The sequence below is a fragment of the Geitlerinema sp. CS-897 genome, assembly GCF_028368005.1.
Lineage (GTDB): Bacteria > Cyanobacteriota > Cyanobacteriia > Cyanobacteriales > Geitlerinemataceae > Baaleninema > Baaleninema simplex.
On record NZ_JAQNCQ010000232.1, the window covers coordinates 1 to 15,294 of the forward strand.

Below are 15,294 nucleotides of genomic sequence, written 5' to 3' on the forward strand. Positions count from 1 at the left end.
CGAATTTCTCGACTGGTTCGTAAAACTTTATCTTTTTCAAAAAAATTAGAAAATCACATCGGGGCGATTTTGACTTTTCTTCATCATTATAATGAATGCATACAAGTCCAGTTTTAATATCACTACGTTTTGGCCACTACCCGTCGTAGCGGTAGGATAGAGTGCCTGCGGGGGTGGTCACGGTTTCGACTCGACCGGCATCGCCATAAGTATAGGAAATTTCCGTTTGGTCGGGTTCGGTACGCGAGAGTAGCTGACCGAGAGGTCCGTAATCGAAATCAGTGGTTCCCCGTTCGTCTGTGGCTGTATCCAGGCGACCGGCAGTATCGTAGGTATAGGAGATGAAGGGAACAATCCCTCACCCAGGTCGGTATCCAGTTGTCAAGGTTCTGAGACTGCTACCGTCATCACCTCATCTCCTCATCACCGGAAGCTCGACAGTCTCGCAGCCAGTCGCGAATTCCCGAGGCGATCGCGCTACTGCTGGTTTCTCGGGGTGGGGTGACGATGTTATCGCGGGCGGTGTCGAGACTTGAAAACATGGTTACGAGCCACCAATCTCCATTTTCGGCTTGGGTGAGAAACAGCCAGTGGAAATGTTGGAGTTGGTGGATTTTGTCGGTGGTATAGGTACGCTCGAGAGTTGTGATAAAGACTTGACGGACGTTCTCGGGAGGGTCGCGATCGAGTTCGATCGCCTGAAATTCTGGACGCCCCGCTACGAGAACGGTACTCCGAGCGAGAGGATCGTTGGTCGTTTGCGATCGCGCGGTCACGCGGTTGATATAACCGGGAAGCTCGGGCAACATTCGAGCGATCAGCGGTTCGAGGTCTTTCGGACAGGTAGAATCGGCTAGAGTTCGATCGCCCGACAGCACGATCGCGGCGAAGATGCCGAGAGGGGCGATCGCTCCGAGCCAGAATCTTGATTTCACAGGAAACGGTTCGATAGGCTACGCTTTATTATTGCAATCATTGCAGTTTTATCGAACTTCGCTGGGTTGCTCTGGCGTTCGTCTTCTGCCATCGTTTTTATTGTATACTTTTACAACGAAATATTGACAATAAAAATATTTGTGATATGGATTGCATCCAAATTTCAAATTTACGCTGTTACGGATACACGGGATTTTTGCCCGAAGAACAGGTTTTAGGGCAATGGTTCGACCTCGATCTGACGCTGTGGGTGGATTTAGCCGTCGCCGGAAAGAGCGATCGCATTGAAGACACCCTCGACTATCGCGGGGCGATCGAATCGGTCAAAACCATCGTCAAGACGCAAAAATACGCCCTAATCGAGCGCTTGGCTGAAGCGATCGCGGAAGAGTTACTCACGCGCGATCGCCTAGAACGGGTGCGCGTGCGTCTGAGTAAACCCGCCGCTCCCATTCCCGATTTCGGTGGAAAAATTACAGTAGATATCGCCCGTCCTCGCACGCCTGAAAAGATAATCGAAGCCGGGGAAACAGAAAGCCTCGGTTAAACAATCTCAATCAAAGATGGTATGCACCCCGATGTTAAACTGCTCTCGAGAGAACTGCCGTGACCCCAAGTGAGTTCGAGTATCTCATTCGTCAAACCATCGTCTATCTGGAATTTCACGACGACGACTCCGCTAAATGGCTGGTTTCACAATGGCGTCAAATGCTCGATCGCGTTCGACAGCTCGAGCAGAACAACACGAAAGGCGATCGCTAACAGGGAACCGACTGCGGGTGAGATTGGGACTGACGTTCCAATAACTCCCGCGATTCCTGTCGAACTTTCCCTTGCATCGCCGCCTGTTGCAGTCGCACGAACGCATGAAAATCTTCAAGATCGTACTTTTGCGTCAAGCACTGGCGCAGTTGTTCTTCAGCTTCGACTGAAAGATACCCCGTCTCTAGCGCTTCGCGCACGAGATCGCGAATTGAAATGATAGGTCGGTTCAAGATCGTCAATCCTAATAACTCGTTAAGTCTAATCCCAGTATCTGAGTTTCCGAGCGTTCGCGACGTGACGCGATCCCGAAGTGTGCCGTGAGATTTAGGGGGAATTTTAGCGATCGAGCCGTTTAAGTTTTGTGATTTCGATCGCCATTTCACCAATTTATTACGAAATGTTGCCGAAATACCTACCGTTCTTTACTTTTCTGGCTTAGGCGAGTCCTCCTCGTCATCGCGATCGGTACTCTCTTCTGATTCCCGAACTTCGATATTGTCGGACTCGTCCGTCATATCCTCGGCCTCGGGAATTTCGGCGGTTTTCAATTCGGCTGTATCTGCACCCGCGTCGGACACTTCAGCGGCGTCAGGTCGTTCGACTTCAGACACGTCTTCCACTGACGCTTCGACTGTATCTTCAGGTTCCGACACGGCCTCGGGCGATCGGTCAATTTCAGAAGTGTCTTGGCTCTCCTCGTCCTCGACCCCCTCTTCAACCGTCGAATCTGCCTTCATCTCGTCTTCCGTAACGGGTTCGGTCTCCGAACTGTCCGCCGCAGAGGTTTCGCTCTCCAACCTGTCTTGCAGAGAAGTCTCTTGAGGTGTCTCGTCTCCAGTGTCAGTTTCAAACGGCTCCTCAGTAGATTCAACCTGGGGTTTCTCCGAACTCGGTTGGGAAACAGGCGATCGAGACGGTTGGGGCTTAACGCGACTAAACAAACTGCCAATTCTCCCGAACAGCCCTGGTTTGGCTTGACTTGCTGAAAGAGCAGTCGGTTCGGGGGTCTTCACTTCGGGTTTGGCGGTGTCTTCCCCTTCAAGCACATCTTCGTCCTTCGCCGTCGCACCTTCAGACGGGGCTTCAGGCATCGTGTCTTCGGCTTCTGCGATCGTCGATTCCGGTGTTTCCGTCGCGTCCGGCGTTTCAGGCATCGCGATCGCTTCCTCCGCAGCTTCCTTCGTTTCAGCCGAAGGCGACTCTGCTTCGCCGGGTTCCTCAGCTTGCGGTGTCGTAGCAGGAGGTGTTTCTCGAGACAGCAGTTCCGACGCTTTTTCCTCCCAAGCATCCGTCGGCGTTTGACGATCGCGAGGTGTCACCTCCCGACGCAGTCGTAGCGTTTGCCACCCCAGCCAACCGATGAGTGTGACGCTGGCGGTTTGACCGAGTAGCACCGCCCCCGTGAAGCGTCCGGCGCAAAACCACAGCACCAGAGCGTAGAAAAACCCTACGCCACTCCAGACGAAATCTCCCTTTCGGTAGACCTCTGGGAAAAAGAAAGCTGCCATAAAGAGAATAAAGCTGCCCAAACCAACGGCAACAGCAAGCAGATAGGCAAGCATTACGTCGTTAACCCCTAAATCTCTCTACTGCTTTATTCTACAGGTCAGATGGAATTGACAATTGACAATTGACAATTGATAACGCAGAAGCGTCTCCCCCTCTCGCCCTCTCCCCCTCTCCCCTTCTCCCCCTCCTCCACTCTTAACATCTTCTTCCCCATCTTCTGAGGGGGATCGGGCTACCCTGAACAAAGAATCGAAGCATCGAAACATCCCAAACAGTCGAGTTGAAACGATATATATGGCTTTACAGAATTTTGGCGTCATCGGTCTCGCCGTAATGGGTGAAAACCTGGCGCTGAACGTCGAGCGCAACGGCTTTTCCGTGGCTGTCTACAACCGCACGACCGAGAAAACGACGGCGTTTATGGAAAATCGCGCCCAAGGTAAGAACGTCAAACCTGCCCACAGCCTCGAAGAATTCGTCGCGTCCCTCGAACGCCCCCGAAAAATCCTGTTGATGGTGAAGGCGGGTAAACCTGTCGATGCGGTCATCGAGCAACTCAAACCGCTCCTCGAACCCGGTGATATGATTATCGACGGCGGAAACTCGCTCTACGAAGATACCGATCGCCGCGTGGCCGATCTCGAAGCGGCGGGGTTGCGCTTTATTGGAATGGGCGTCAGCGGTGGTGAAGAAGGCGCGCTCAACGGCCCGAGTTTGATGCCTGGCGGAACGCGGGAAGCTTACGAGGCGATCGAACCCATCGTCACGAAAATCGCCGCCCAAGTGGACGACGGACCCTGCGTCACCTACATCGGCCCCAAAGGCGCGGGACATTACGTCAAGATGGTTCACAACGGCATCGAATACGGCGATATGCAGTTGATCGCCGAAGCCTACGATCTCTTGAAAAACGTTCTCGGGTTGACGAACGAGCAGCTTCACGACGTCTTTGCCGAGTGGGACGAAACCGAAGAACTCGATTCGTTTTTGATCGAGATTACCGCCAATATTTTCAAGAAAAAAGACGATATGGGCGACGGCTTCCTCGTCGATAAAATTTTGGATGCCGCCGGACAAAAAGGAACGGGACGCTGGACGGTGGTGAGTTCCTTAGAACTCGGAGTTCCCATTCCCACTATCACGGCGGCGGTGAACGCCCGCGTCATGTCAGCCTATAAAGACGAACGGATGGCGGCAGCCAAAGAACTAGCGGGCCCCGGCGGGAAGTTCGACGGTAACACGCAAGGGTTTATCAACAAGGTTCGCGACGCGCTCTACTGCTCGAAAATGTGTTCTTACGCCCAAGGGATGGCGCTGCTCGGAACGGCATCTCAGGAGTTTGAATACAACCTCGATTTGGGCGAAATCGCGCGAATTTGGAAAGGCGGCTGCATCATCAAAGCGGGATTTTTGAATAAAATCAAACGTGCTTTCGATGAAAATCCCAATTTGGCGAATTTGCTGCTCGCGCCGGAATTCAAACAAACCATTCTCGATCGCCAAGCCGCTTGGCGAGAAGTGTTGATGGCGGCGAACGGCTTGGGGATTCCCGTTCCTGCGTTTAGCGCCTCTCTCGATTATTTCGACAGCTACCGTCGCGAACGACTTCCGCAAAACCTCACACAAGCGCAACGAGACTATTTCGGCGCTCACACTTACGAACGCACGGACAAATCGCGCGGTGAGTTTTTCCATGCTGAGTGGTTTTAAACGGTAAATACCTGCTTTGACACAGTTTTTCCCGTGGTGACTTTTCCGGTTTCTTTTGAGAAGCCGGTTTTTTTTGTTAATTTTTTTTGTCAAATTACTGGCGCACTCTCCCAGTTGTTATAAAGTTCTTCTGCATAGACCATGATGTCTTCATTGGGTAGATGAATTTTGGGTGTTTGCCTGGGATATAAGCTTTCTAAACATTGTGTATCTTGCTGGACGACAATCGAAGCTGCATGAAGCAAAGAGTCTTTCATGACTGGTTTTAAGCTCGGGTCGCTGAATTTTGCATACAGCAAAATAAATGTTTGAGTTCGATTTTCAGTCTCGGGGTACAGGATATGCCCTTGATAAGTTTGTACTTCTGGCGACTGCAAGCAGAAAAACTGAGTTGAGGGAAAGACATATTCCAGAAAATTATTCATCACATCTGGGATTGCACCCAACATGGGGTTTTCTGCGATCTCTTCCGGTGTATAGTCATCTTTTTCGACGACTTGTGAAACCTTGGCATAAATGCCTTCTTTTTCGATGAACTCAGATCGACAGGATTTGCACTTAAAAAACTCTCGATGCGTTCCATTTTGATGGTTGTGGTCGTAGTTGATTTTCAGGCAGCTTAGAAAATCGCTCTGAATGCTTTTTTGAGCGGTTACACCCAAGAAATCGTAATCGTTTGCAACTTTTTGATGTAGGTCGGGAACTGGAAGTTGAGGTTGAAAGCCGCCGTAAGTCCAGATGAAATCACCGTCAACAATTAATTTTAGCGGTTCGATGAAAGACGTTCGACTCAATTCTCCATCTCGAAAAAGTCGCCCCAAACCGTCAAACTCTAGTGCGTGAAACGGACAAGCGATCGTGTTGCGCTCTTGACAAATCCACCCCTTCGATAAGGGAGCTTGCATGTGAGGGCAAATATTACTCAGCGCAGAGATTTCCCCCGATGTATTTTGCCAGAGTACGTAATCTCGACCGTTCAAGGTGAGCGGATAAGGACGATTAACGCCCAGCATCGAGCGGTGAGCGACTAGCCAAGGCGCTCCTGGAAGAATAGGTTTCATAACCTGTGGATTTTAATTAAACAACTGTTTAGTTAGCGTAGCAAGGTCTATAGATGGATGTCAAGGATTAAAGTAGATAGAGGAGTCTGATTTGCCGATTGGGTTGCAACCATGCCGAAAACACCCCGCTTCACCCCCAAGCACAACGAGGAAAAGCAAAGCCGGAATGCAGAAGTCACGAAAGCCAACATTCTCTCGGCTGCAATCGAGGAGTTTGCCCAGTATGGTTTATCTGGGGCGAGAACTGAAAATATTGCGAAGCGCAGTGGTGTGACTAAAGCGATGATTTGTTATTATTTTAAAAATAAGAAAACACTGTATCAGGCTGTGTTAAATCAGCTCGTCCTAGAAATCAACGAATCGTTTGAATCGATCGATATCGAACAACAACCTGTCGAACAGGCTTTAGAGTCTATCGTTCGTAGCTATATAAAATTTGAGTCTAAAAACCGATGGCATGGGATGCTCTGGTTTCAAGAAGCATTGCAAAACCAAGGGCGCTACGGCGAGCAAACTGGGTGGCAAGAAGGATTTCAATCTATTGTCAAACTGTTAGAAAAAGGAATAAATGAGGGAGTTTTTCGTAAAGTCGATCCCTTTTTGACTGCAATTAATATTTTGGGAATTTGTTCGTTTTACTTCGACGCTCATGAAAATTTAAAGTATCTCGAGCCTGACAGAGAGCTTTTGAGTTCTGAAACGATCGAACAACAAACAGATGCTGTTCTTGACTTGCTCGTTTCAGGCTTGATGGCTTCGTAATGGGTGCATCTCAAAAATGTAAGTTCATCGGATACGAGCTGACCTACTCGATAGTGCTACGCACCGCCCGCGATCGATCGGCTGTTGGGTTCCACGCCGTTGCTAACTTCTTGTTTACGTATTCTTGAAGATGTCGCATAGAAATTCTTGTGACTCGAGAAATACCGGATAATGAAATTTCCTCAAAAAGAAGTCGAGAGAACTCCGTTCCGCTTCGCGAACGACCAATTCCCAGGTTTCTTCAGAACTATGTTGGTATTGAGATCCCTCAACATACTGACGACCACAATCTTTACATTTAAATCTTTGCTTTCTATAATAAGTGTGGCCATTTTTGACGTAATGTTCACTGCCGCATTGAGGACAAATCATAAGCATAAACCACAGAATTATTTTTTTATCATTACTGTATAATACGAAATCCCGTTGTAAAAACCCTGTTTTGTAACCCTCATCGTCAAGTCCATGTACGCAAAGACTTGAATCGATTTTAGGCGATCGCTTTAAAAGGGGGTATGGGGTGCGGATTTCGTGTAATACCACCCTCTCCCCATTACTTTTTCTGTCAACCCTAACGATCGACTATCAAAAAGAAATCGAGGGTGGAGACCTCTCCCCCCCCCCGACTCAACTCAAGTTTTGCAAAAACGTTGGCTTAATAAGTTTCCACGTGCCAACGGTGGGCTTTTTTCAACTGCTTCTGATAATCCGCCCAATCGACATCTTGTTTCGAGGCAGCGGCGGACATTCCCTCGTCGATGCCGCCTTCCATTCCTTTCAAACCGCAAATATAAGTGTGGGTGTTTGGCTGTTGCACGTACTGCCACACTTCATCTGCATTTTCTTGAATGCGGTGCTGCAAGTACATCTTGCCACCTTCAGCGTTTTTCTGTTCGCGACTGATGGCGTAGGTAATCCGCAACTGTTCGGGGAACTCAGCTTGCAGCGCTTCGAGTTCTTCTTTGTAGAGAATGTTCGCCGTGTAAGGAATGCCGAAGAACAGCCACGCAAAGCCTTTGAACTTGTAGTCTTCATGTTGTTCTTTGAACATCCGCCACAGGAAGGCGCGGAAGGGGGCGATTCCGGTTCCCGTCGCCATCATGATGACGTTGGCGTGTTCGTCGTCGGGAAGTAACATCTCTTTCCCAACCGGGCCGGTGATGGCCACGTCATCGCCGGGGTTGAGTTCGCAGAGATGGCGAGAGCAGACGCCGTACACCGTTTCGCCGGTTTCGGGGTGTTTGTATTCCAGTTCGCGCACGCACAGAGACACCGTTTTGTCGTCGCCGTCGTCGCCATGACGAGTCGAGGCGATGGAATACAGGCGCAACTTGTGAGGTTTGCCTTTCTCGTCTTCTCCAGGGGGAACGATGCCGATACTCTGTCCTTCGAGATAGCGCAAGTCCCCTTCCGAAATATCGAATTTCAGGTGACGCACGCGACCCGAACCTCCTTCCCGCACCAGTTCGTCGTTACTGACGCACTTGCCGATAAAGGGCTTTTTCGGACGGTAGATATTAACAGGAACGTCTTTTTTCTTAGATTTGGCAGACTTCGCGGGTTTGGCAGACTGGGCTTTGGTCGCTTCTGGTTTGGCTTGAGTCATGGGTTTGCTCGCTTCTGCTTGCTGCTGTCCGTTAGCAGAGGCGGCTTGGTTATTCCAGTCTTCCCCCGTGAGCGGTCGGATGCTGACGATTTTTCCGCCGAGGCGCGTAATGCGCTTCATTTCTTCGTTCATCCGATTGTAAGGAACGGTCATCGTCATGAGACCGCTCCGACGAATCGGAGAGCTTCCAGCATCTGTGCTTTGACCTAAGCCTTCGACTTCGTAAACGAAGAGGCGATTTCCAGCAACGGTGCTGTTGGCACCAGAGGCGTTTGGATTGTACATGAGTGAATCTTGTTATCAGAACCCTAGTTAACGTTGGCTGCTGCCTACCCAGGTCGAACGGTCAGTTTGAAGGAAGTCTCCAAACTGCTTCGATGGGAGACGATCGTGCGATCGCAGCTACAATCCTCTATTCTAAAGGGGTTCGATGGAATAACCAAACCGTCCTCCGCGAATACCATAACGAACCGGTCGATCGGCAACTGTCGCGCAGATATCATTTTGAAGGGATTTTAAGTTTTTTTAAAATATTTTTAACTGATGAGGGGTTCACAAGTCCCGCGCCGTACCAAAGGTCAGCGTCGGGATGCTTCGACAAGCTCAGCAACAACATGGACTCCCCGCGTCAATTGAGGGGTACTCGAGCAGAAGCCGCTTCGCGTCTACGATGCCCCGAAAAGGGTGCATCTCAATTCTGCGATAAGTATAAATACTTAAAGGAGTAAATCCCCTTCTAGCAGTCCTTGAGTAAAATATTGACAAATTGCCGAATTTGTGTATTTGCGAAAGTGAGATGCACCCCCCGAAAATCGATAAACGACACAACTTTTTGGGTAGAATGAAATATCTGGACTCTCCCTGCCGTAAGCGACAACCAAGCTAACAGGTACAGGTTGCCAGAAAAAGCATGGGTCTTGGGAACCCGGACTCCTGCCCTTGGAGGCAATGTAAGACCAATAGAAGCACGTAGTTCTGGCGGCTATTGCCAACGAATTGGGAAGCCCGCGCTGTACCCAGAAGGTCAGCGCCGGGTAGTTCACGATAGAATTAAGGTCAGTTGGACGCCCGAAGTATCGGCGGCTACTGAAACCCAGACGAATTCAGGCGATCGCCCGTGGAAGAAACCTGGCTGACACCGAGTCACTTCATCATTTTGGGAATGCTTCTCGGCTTCGCTGTCGCCCATAGCGGACTGGCGGCCTTGCGACCCTGGGGCGAAACAAAAATCGGCGCTCGTCCCTATCGCGTCCTCTTTGCCCTCGTGAGCCTTCCTTTAGCGGTGGCTCTTATCGCTTACTTTATCGCTCACCGCTACGACGGAGCGCAATTGTGGATGGTGCAGGGGGTTCCTGTCGTCAAACCTCTCGTCTGGGGGTTGTCTTTCATCTCCTTTATTTTTCTGTATCCGGCCACGTTTAATCTCGGTGAAATTGCGGCGATCGCCAAACCTCAAGTTCACTTGTACGAAACCGGGATTATCCGCATCTGTCGCCACCCTCAAATGGTGGGTCAAGTCATTTGGTGTATCGCCCACACCCTCTGGATCGGTACCAGTTTTACCCTCGTGACGTCTTTAGGACTGATCGCCCATCACCTCTTCGCCGTCTGGCACGGCGATCGCCGCTTAGCCGCCCGCTTCGGCGATGCCTTTGAATCCGTAAAATCTCGGACGTCGATCGTGCCGTTTCTGGCCATCGTCCAGGGACGACAGAGCTTGAACGCGGGCGAATTTTTGCGTCCGGCCTACCTAGGCACGACGATTTTCGTCCTGGGATTTTGGTGGGCGCATCCGTGGTTACTGCGTGTCACGGGTAACATACCCTGGTAGCATGATCCCATAACGATAAAAGAAGTTAATAGATGCCCATCATGTCGTTGTCCATTAGCGAGCAGCGTTTCAAGAAAGAGGTTTTAGAGTCCAACGTTCCCGTTCTGGTCAACTTTTGGGCGCCTTGGTGCGGGGTTTGCCACCTAATCCATCCGATGTTGGTTCAGTTTCACGCAGAATTCGGCGATCGCGTCAAATTGGTCGATATTAACGCAGACGAGAGTTTAAAACTCGCCAGCACCTATCGACTGACGACGCTACCGACATTACTGTTATTTGACGGACATCAGGTCGTGCAACGCATCGAAGGCTTCCACGGACGCGATACCTTACGGAATACCCTATCCGACATCGCTCACCGCTACCGTCGGGACTGCCCGATCGCCGTTCCCTAACTGCGATCCCACACACTCGCCCTCGATCGTCTTCGCTCTCGGAGAAGTTTCCCCGAGAGGTTTTTTTCGTTGGGGCGATCGCCACCGTCGGTTCGTCAGTCCGAGATCGGCGTTGCGTTTGACCCCCCTCAAATACGAAAACAAAATTGTAACCCATGCGATCGATAAATTTTAAGCGTAGGTATATGTAACAATAAAAACGTCCTTTCCTATTAATTGTGAAGAAATATAAACTAAAGTAGGCATTCACGTATGGAACCAATATACCAATACGCCTGGTTAATCCCAGTGCTACCTCTCGTCGGCGCGACCCTCGTTGGCTTGGGGCTAATTTCCTATAACCAGGTGACGAACCGCCTGCGACAAGCGAACGCAGTTCTCGTCTTGACCTTGTTAGGAGCGGCGACGACCCTGTCGTTTGCCTTGCTGTGGAGTCAAATTCAAGGTCACGCCCCCGTCACCCAAACCATCGACTGGGCGGCGGCCGGAGACTTCCACCTCAGCATGGGATATATCATCGATCCCCTCACCTCCGTCATGTTGGCGATCGTGACCACCGTTGCCTTCCTGGTGATGCTCTACACCGACGGTTACATGGCGCACGATCCCGGTTACGTGAGGTTCTACGCCTACCTGAGCCTGTTTAGCTCTTCCATGCTGGGTTTGGTCATCAGTCCCAACCTCGTCCAGATTTACATCTTCTGGGAACTGGTGGGGATGTGTTCCTACCTGCTCATCGGCTTCTGGTACGATCGCCCCGCCGCCGCCGACGCCTGCCAAAAAGCCTTCATCGCCAACCGCGTTGGAGACTTCGGCTTACTCCTGGGCATCCTGGGCTTGTACTGGGCCACCGGAAGCTTCGACTTCATCACCATCGGCGAACGCCTGCAAGACCTCATCGCCAGCGGCGCCATCAGCAGCACCCTAGCCGTCCTCTTCGGCATCCTCGTCTTCCTCGGTCCCGTAGCCAAATCCGCCCAGTTCCCGCTGCACGTCTGGCTGCCCGACGCGATGGAAGGTCCGACGCCCATTTCTGCCCTCATCCACGCTGCGACGATGGTGGCGGCCGGCGTATTCCTGATCGCGCGGATGTTCCCCGTCTTCGAGGAAATCCCCGCCGTTCTCGACGTCATCGCCTGGACGGGCGCTTTTACTGCCTTCCTCGGTGCCAGCATCGCCATCACCCAAAACGACATCAAAAAAGGTCTCGCCTATTCCACGATTTCCCAACTGGGATATATGGTCATGGCCATGGGGGTCGGCGCGTACAGTGCCGGACTGTTCCACCTGATGACCCACGCTTACTTCAAAGCGATGCTCTTCCTTTGCTCGGGGTCGGTCATTCACGGCATGGAAGGTGTTGTCGGTCACGATCCCGACCTCGCCCAAGACATGAGACTCATGGGCGGACTGCGGAAATATATGCCCGTAACCGCCATCACCTTCTTAATCGGAACCCTGGCCATTTGTGGGATTCCTCCCTTTGCCGGATTCTGGTCGAAAGACGAAATTCTCAGCTCTGCCTTTGCGGCCAACCCCGCACTGTGGGCCGTAGGCTGGCTGACGGCCGGTATCACCGCCTTCTATATGTTTCGGATGTACTTCTCCACCTTTGAAGGGGACTTCCGGGGCAACGACATGGAAATTCGCAAACAACTCTCGGGGGCTGCCGCGTTCGGTCCGGGTGCGATGGACGTGCGCGAACTCGACGCCGAAGCCGAACCCCACGACAGCCACGGTCACGGTCACAGCGACAGTCCCCACGAATCGCCGTGGACGATGACACTTCCCTTGGCAGTTTTAGCGGTTCCCTCTGCCCTCATCGGATTGTTGGGGATGCCCTTTGCCAACTACTTCGAGGCGTTCGTCCACGCTCCGGGTGAAGCCGTTCCCACCCTGGCGGAAATGGCCGAAGAATTCGAGTTGGGCGAATTTGCGATTATGGCGGGTAACTCTGTCGGCATTGCGTTAATCGGCATTACCCTGGCATCGCTGATGTACCTACGGGGTAAAATCGACCCGGCGGCGATCGCCGAAAAAATTAAACCCCTGTACCTGTTCTCTTTGAAGAAATGGTACTTCGACGAACTGTACGACAAGGTTTTCGTCCGAGGAAGCCGTCGTTTGGCGCGGCAAGTTATGGAAGTGGACTACCGCATCGTCGACGGTGCTGTTAACCTAACGGGGTTGGTTACGCTGCTGAGCGGCGAAGGGCTGAAGTACTTCGAGACCGGTCGCGCTCAGTTCTACGCCCTGACGATCTTCGGAGCCGTCTTGGGCATCGTCGTCTTTTTCGGCGTGACTTAATCGGTAACGGGTAATCGGTTTGCAAGAATTCCGTTCCAGTCACTCGGAACGGGTACGGGATAACGGATACGATGGCAACCTTCACACCACCGCTTACCCATTACCTTTGACCCATTACCCAACAATGACTTGCCGAGCGTAGATAACGTATGGATTTTCCTTGGCTGACAACAATTATTTTGTTTCCCATCGTCGCCGCTTTGTTCGTGCCGTTCGTGCCGGATAAAGACGGAAAGACGGTGCGTTGGTACGCCCTCGTGGTAGGGCTGATCGACTTTTGCGCGATCGTCTATGCGTTTTACACGCAATACGATCTCGACACTCCCGGCTTGCAACTCGTCGAACGGTATTCTTGGATTCCCCAACTGAACCTGAACTGGTCGGTCGGTGCCGATGGGTTGGCGATGCCCTTGATTATTTTGACGGGATTCATCACCACCCTGGCGATTTTGGCTGCCTGGCCGGTGTCGTTCAAGCCGAAATTATTCTTTTTCCTCATGCTGGCCATGTACGGCGGACAGATTGCGGTCTTCGCCGTTCAGGACATTTTGCTGTTCTTCCTGGCGTGGGAACTGGAACTGATTCCGGTTTATCTGATTTTGGCGATTTGGGGCGGTAAAAAACGCCAGTACGCCGCGACGAAGTTCATTCTCTACACCGCAGGGGGGTCGCTTTTTATTTTGGTGGCGGCTCTGACGATGGCCTTTTACGGCGATACCGTCACGTTCGATATGCAAGAGATCGCCCTGAAAGATTATGGGATGACCTTGCAACTGTGGCTGTATGCGGCGTTCCTCATTGCCTACGGGGTGAAGCTGCCGATTTTCCCCCTTCATACTTGGTTGCCCGACGCCCACGGTGAAGCGACTGCTCCCGCGCACATGTTGCTGGCGGGAATTCTGCTGAAGATGGGGGGATACGCCCTAATTCGGATGAACGCCGGAATGTTGCCGGACGCCCACGCGGTGTTTGCGCCAGCGTTGGTGATTTTGGGCGTGGTGAACATTATTTATGCAGCACTGACGTCGTTCGCTCAACGCAACCTGAAGCGGAAAATTGCCTATTCGTCGATTTCACACATGGGCTTCGTCTTGATCGGGATCGCTTCGTATACGGATCTCGGCATGAGCGGGGCGGTGTTGCAGATGGTGTCCCACGGCTTGATTGGGGCGAGTTTGTTCTTCTTAGTCGGTTGTACTTACGATCGCACCCACACGCTGATGCTCGACGAAATGGGCGGTGTGGGACAGAAGATGAAGAAAGTCTTCGCCATGTGGACGGCTTGCTCTCTCGCGTCGTTGGCGTTGCCCGGTATGAGCGGCTTTATCGCTGAGTTGATGGTGTTCGTCGGCTTCGCAACTAGCGATGCGTACAGCTTGACCTTCCGCATCGTCGTCGTCTTCTTGGCGGCGGTTGGGGTGATCCTGACACCGATTTATTTGCTGTCGATGCTGCGAGAAATTCTTTACGGACCGGAAAACAAGGAACTCGTCGAACACGAGGTTCTCGTGGATGCCGAACCCCGCGAAGTATTCGTCATCGGTTCGCTGCTGGTGCCGATTATCGGAATCGGGCTGTATCCGAAGATTTTGACGCAGATGTACGACGCGACGACGGTGGAGTTGACGGCGAAACTGCGGGATGCGGTGCCGACGTTAGCGCAGAACAGTAAGGTCGCGCAAGCGTTGCCGTTCTCGCTGAAGAAAGCCCCGAGTCTCGATCGCTAGACTTGACAAAAAAACAGTCTTGTGTTAAAAACCCTGGTTCTTGGCAGCCGGGGTTTTTGCGATCGTGTCACAATCGAAAGGCAGCCGTCGGAGAGAACCGTGCCGAAGCGTCCCACAATCGAACTCTCGAACGCCGTTCACGAAATCCTGAACGGACGGGGATATGTGTTTTTTCCGGGCGTCCTCAGCGATCGCCCTCGCGTGTCGGTTTTGGGCAACTACACCCCGAGATTCGTGCAACCTCTCGAAAACCTACGCTGTCAACAACCCGCCGTCAAGCCTGTTGGCTATGACGGGGGCTTGAAAAAGCCCACAAGTTGACCAGCCTAAGTCTTCCGAAGACTACGTTACGTCCCAGAGTTTAAGTTCCTACCGACGAGTACGTTGCCAGCTTGTCGCTCTAGAACTGAAAAGTTAAACAGCTTAAAACGGGTTAAGGCAGTGCTTTTCAGATAGTACCGAGACGTAATCTTGGCGAGGCAAACGTTACCCCTTTTGGGAGTTGTGTATTATGCACGTTTTCGTTCTCGACAAAGACAAAAAACCCCTAGCACCATGCCATCCAGCCAAGGCGCGGCGGCTCCTGAAATCCGGTCGTGCTTCGGTGTTTCGTCGCTATCCATTTACCATTATCTTGCACGAGATTGAAGCCAAAGATTGTGTCGTTCGGGAAACTCAACTCAAA

Annotated in this window: 17 protein-coding genes and 1 pseudogene; 11 read left to right on the forward strand and 7 right to left on the reverse strand. The window is 51.7% G+C overall.

Annotated features, from left to right (window positions below; genetic code table 11):
* Positions 1 to 117 (forward strand): annotated as a pseudogene (locus tag POG22_RS14610) (IS1 family transposase); the annotation flags it as partial.
* Between the two features lie 19 nt (positions 118 to 136).
* Here the strand turns inward: POG22_RS14610 and POG22_RS14615 are convergent.
* The gene (locus POG22_RS14615) at positions 137 to 355 is read right to left on the reverse strand and encodes a hypothetical protein (protein WP_498906074.1); all 219 of its coding nucleotides are present in this window, start codon (positions 353 to 355) and stop codon (positions 137 to 139) included.
* Between the two features lie 52 nt (positions 356 to 407).
* Positions 408 to 935: a hypothetical protein gene (locus tag POG22_RS14620; RefSeq protein WP_063715668.1), complete on the reverse strand. Its 528-nt coding sequence runs from the start codon at positions 933 to 935 to the stop codon at positions 408 to 410.
* Positions 936 to 1,081: 146 nt separating this feature from the next.
* Here POG22_RS14620 and folB point away from each other — a divergent pair, with 146 nt between their 5' ends.
* Positions 1,082 to 1,483, forward strand: coding sequence for a dihydroneopterin aldolase (folB, locus tag POG22_RS14625; RefSeq protein ID WP_498906069.1), 402 nt, complete (start codon positions 1,082 to 1,084; stop codon positions 1,481 to 1,483).
* A gap of 59 nt (positions 1,484 to 1,542) precedes the next feature.
* Complete coding sequence (locus POG22_RS14630) at positions 1,543 to 1,698, forward strand: hypothetical protein (protein ID WP_498906070.1); 156 nt, start codon at positions 1,543 to 1,545, stop codon at positions 1,696 to 1,698.
* Here the strand turns inward: POG22_RS14630 and POG22_RS14635 are convergent.
* Both POG22_RS14635 and POG22_RS14640 read right to left on the reverse strand, forming a co-directional pair.
* On the reverse strand, positions 1,695 to 1,919 hold the full coding sequence (locus POG22_RS14635; RefSeq protein ID WP_026097957.1) for a hypothetical protein: 225 nt from the start codon (positions 1,917 to 1,919) through the stop codon (positions 1,695 to 1,697). The genes POG22_RS14630 and POG22_RS14635 overlap by 4 nt on opposite strands.
* Before the next feature lie 204 nt (positions 1,920 to 2,123).
* The gene (locus tag POG22_RS14640; protein ID WP_498906071.1) at positions 2,124 to 3,263 is read right to left on the reverse strand and encodes a Ycf66 family protein; all 1,140 of its coding nucleotides are present in this window, start codon (positions 3,261 to 3,263) and stop codon (positions 2,124 to 2,126) included.
* Positions 3,264 to 3,504: 241 nt separating this feature from the next.
* Between POG22_RS14640 and gnd the strand changes: the two genes are divergently transcribed.
* Complete coding sequence (gene gnd, locus POG22_RS14645; RefSeq protein ID WP_063715665.1) at positions 3,505 to 4,920, forward strand: decarboxylating NADP(+)-dependent phosphogluconate dehydrogenase; 1,416 nt, start codon at positions 3,505 to 3,507, stop codon at positions 4,918 to 4,920.
* Between the two features lie 89 nt (positions 4,921 to 5,009).
* Here gnd and POG22_RS14650 read toward each other — a convergent pair whose 3' ends face one another.
* Positions 5,010 to 5,981 (reverse strand): Rieske 2Fe-2S domain-containing protein, encoded by a 972-nt coding sequence (locus tag POG22_RS14650; protein ID WP_063715664.1) that lies wholly within the window; start codon positions 5,979 to 5,981, stop codon positions 5,010 to 5,012.
* 111 nt (positions 5,982 to 6,092) lie between these two features.
* Here POG22_RS14650 and POG22_RS14655 point away from each other — a divergent pair, with 111 nt between their 5' ends.
* A complete protein-coding gene (locus tag POG22_RS14655) occupies positions 6,093 to 6,743 on the forward strand; it encodes a TetR/AcrR family transcriptional regulator (RefSeq protein ID WP_063715663.1) in 651 nt (216 codons plus the stop codon).
* 114 nt (positions 6,744 to 6,857) lie between these two features.
* On the opposite strand, the gene POG22_RS14660 is transcribed toward POG22_RS14655, so the two are convergent.
* A complete protein-coding gene (locus tag POG22_RS14660; RefSeq protein ID WP_498906076.1) occupies positions 6,858 to 7,121 on the reverse strand; it encodes an IS1/IS1595 family N-terminal zinc-binding domain-containing protein in 264 nt (87 codons plus the stop codon).
* Positions 7,122 to 7,398: 277 nt separating this feature from the next.
* Positions 7,399 to 8,634, reverse strand: coding sequence for a bifunctional rod-capping linker CpcD/ferredoxin--NADP reductase PetH (cpcD/petH, locus tag POG22_RS14665; RefSeq protein ID WP_063715661.1), 1,236 nt, complete (start codon positions 8,632 to 8,634; stop codon positions 7,399 to 7,401).
* 877 nt (positions 8,635 to 9,511) lie between these two features.
* Between cpcD/petH and POG22_RS14670 the strand changes: the two genes are divergently transcribed.
* From POG22_RS14670 to POG22_RS14695, 6 genes are all read left to right on the forward strand, one after another.
* The gene (locus tag POG22_RS14670) at positions 9,512 to 10,180 is read left to right on the forward strand and encodes an NnrU family protein (protein WP_063715671.1); all 669 of its coding nucleotides are present in this window, start codon (positions 9,512 to 9,514) and stop codon (positions 10,178 to 10,180) included.
* Between the two features lie 41 nt (positions 10,181 to 10,221).
* Positions 10,222 to 10,575, forward strand: coding sequence for a thioredoxin family protein (locus tag POG22_RS14675; RefSeq protein ID WP_035493172.1), 354 nt, complete (start codon positions 10,222 to 10,224; stop codon positions 10,573 to 10,575).
* 252 nt (positions 10,576 to 10,827) lie between these two features.
* Positions 10,828 to 12,882: an NAD(P)H-quinone oxidoreductase subunit 5 gene (locus POG22_RS14680; RefSeq protein WP_063715660.1), complete on the forward strand. Its 2,055-nt coding sequence runs from the start codon at positions 10,828 to 10,830 to the stop codon at positions 12,880 to 12,882.
* 149 nt (positions 12,883 to 13,031) lie between these two features.
* Positions 13,032 to 14,609, forward strand: a complete 1,578-nt coding sequence (gene ndhD1 / locus POG22_RS14685) for a photosynthetic/respiratory NAD(P)H-quinone oxidoreductase subunit D1 (RefSeq protein ID WP_017661364.1) — start codon at positions 13,032 to 13,034, stop codon at positions 14,607 to 14,609.
* Between the two features lie 99 nt (positions 14,610 to 14,708).
* Positions 14,709 to 14,930: a hypothetical protein gene (locus POG22_RS14690; protein WP_498906072.1), complete on the forward strand. Its 222-nt coding sequence runs from the start codon at positions 14,709 to 14,711 to the stop codon at positions 14,928 to 14,930.
* A gap of 190 nt (positions 14,931 to 15,120) precedes the next feature.
* Positions 15,121 to 15,294 (forward strand): RRXRR domain-containing protein (locus POG22_RS14695; RefSeq protein ID WP_498906078.1); only part of this gene is annotated, 174 nt, incomplete at its 3' end.

Bases quoted from the DNA above. Each gene is read 5' to 3' on its own strand.
- POG22_RS14655 (WP_063715663.1), top strand. From the start codon at position 6,093: ATGCCGAAAACACCCCGCTTCACCCCCAAGCACAACGAGGAAAAGCAA.
- POG22_RS14650 (WP_063715664.1), bottom strand. From the start codon at position 5,981: ATGAAACCTATTCTTCCAGGAGCGCCTTGGCTAGTCGCTCACCGCTCG.
- gnd (WP_063715665.1), top strand. From the start codon at position 3,505: ATGGCTTTACAGAATTTTGGCGTCATCGGTCTCGCCGTAATGGGTGAA.
- POG22_RS14640 (WP_498906071.1), bottom strand. From the start codon at position 3,263: ATGCTTGCCTATCTGCTTGCTGTTGCCGTTGGTTTGGGCAGCTTTATT.
- POG22_RS14675 (WP_035493172.1), top strand. From the start codon at position 10,222: ATGTCGTTGTCCATTAGCGAGCAGCGTTTCAAGAAAGAGGTTTTAGAG.
- POG22_RS14670 (WP_063715671.1), top strand. From the start codon at position 9,512: ATGCTTCTCGGCTTCGCTGTCGCCCATAGCGGACTGGCGGCCTTGCGA.
- cpcD/petH (WP_063715661.1), bottom strand. From the start codon at position 8,634: ATGTACAATCCAAACGCCTCTGGTGCCAACAGCACCGTTGCTGGAAAT.
- ndhD1 (WP_017661364.1), top strand. From the start codon at position 13,032: ATGGATTTTCCTTGGCTGACAACAATTATTTTGTTTCCCATCGTCGCC.
- POG22_RS14660 (WP_498906076.1), bottom strand. From the start codon at position 7,121: ATGCTTATGATTTGTCCTCAATGCGGCAGTGAACATTACGTCAAAAAT.
- folB (WP_498906069.1), top strand. From the start codon at position 1,082: ATGGATTGCATCCAAATTTCAAATTTACGCTGTTACGGATACACGGGA.
- POG22_RS14680 (WP_063715660.1), top strand. From the start codon at position 10,828: ATGGAACCAATATACCAATACGCCTGGTTAATCCCAGTGCTACCTCTC.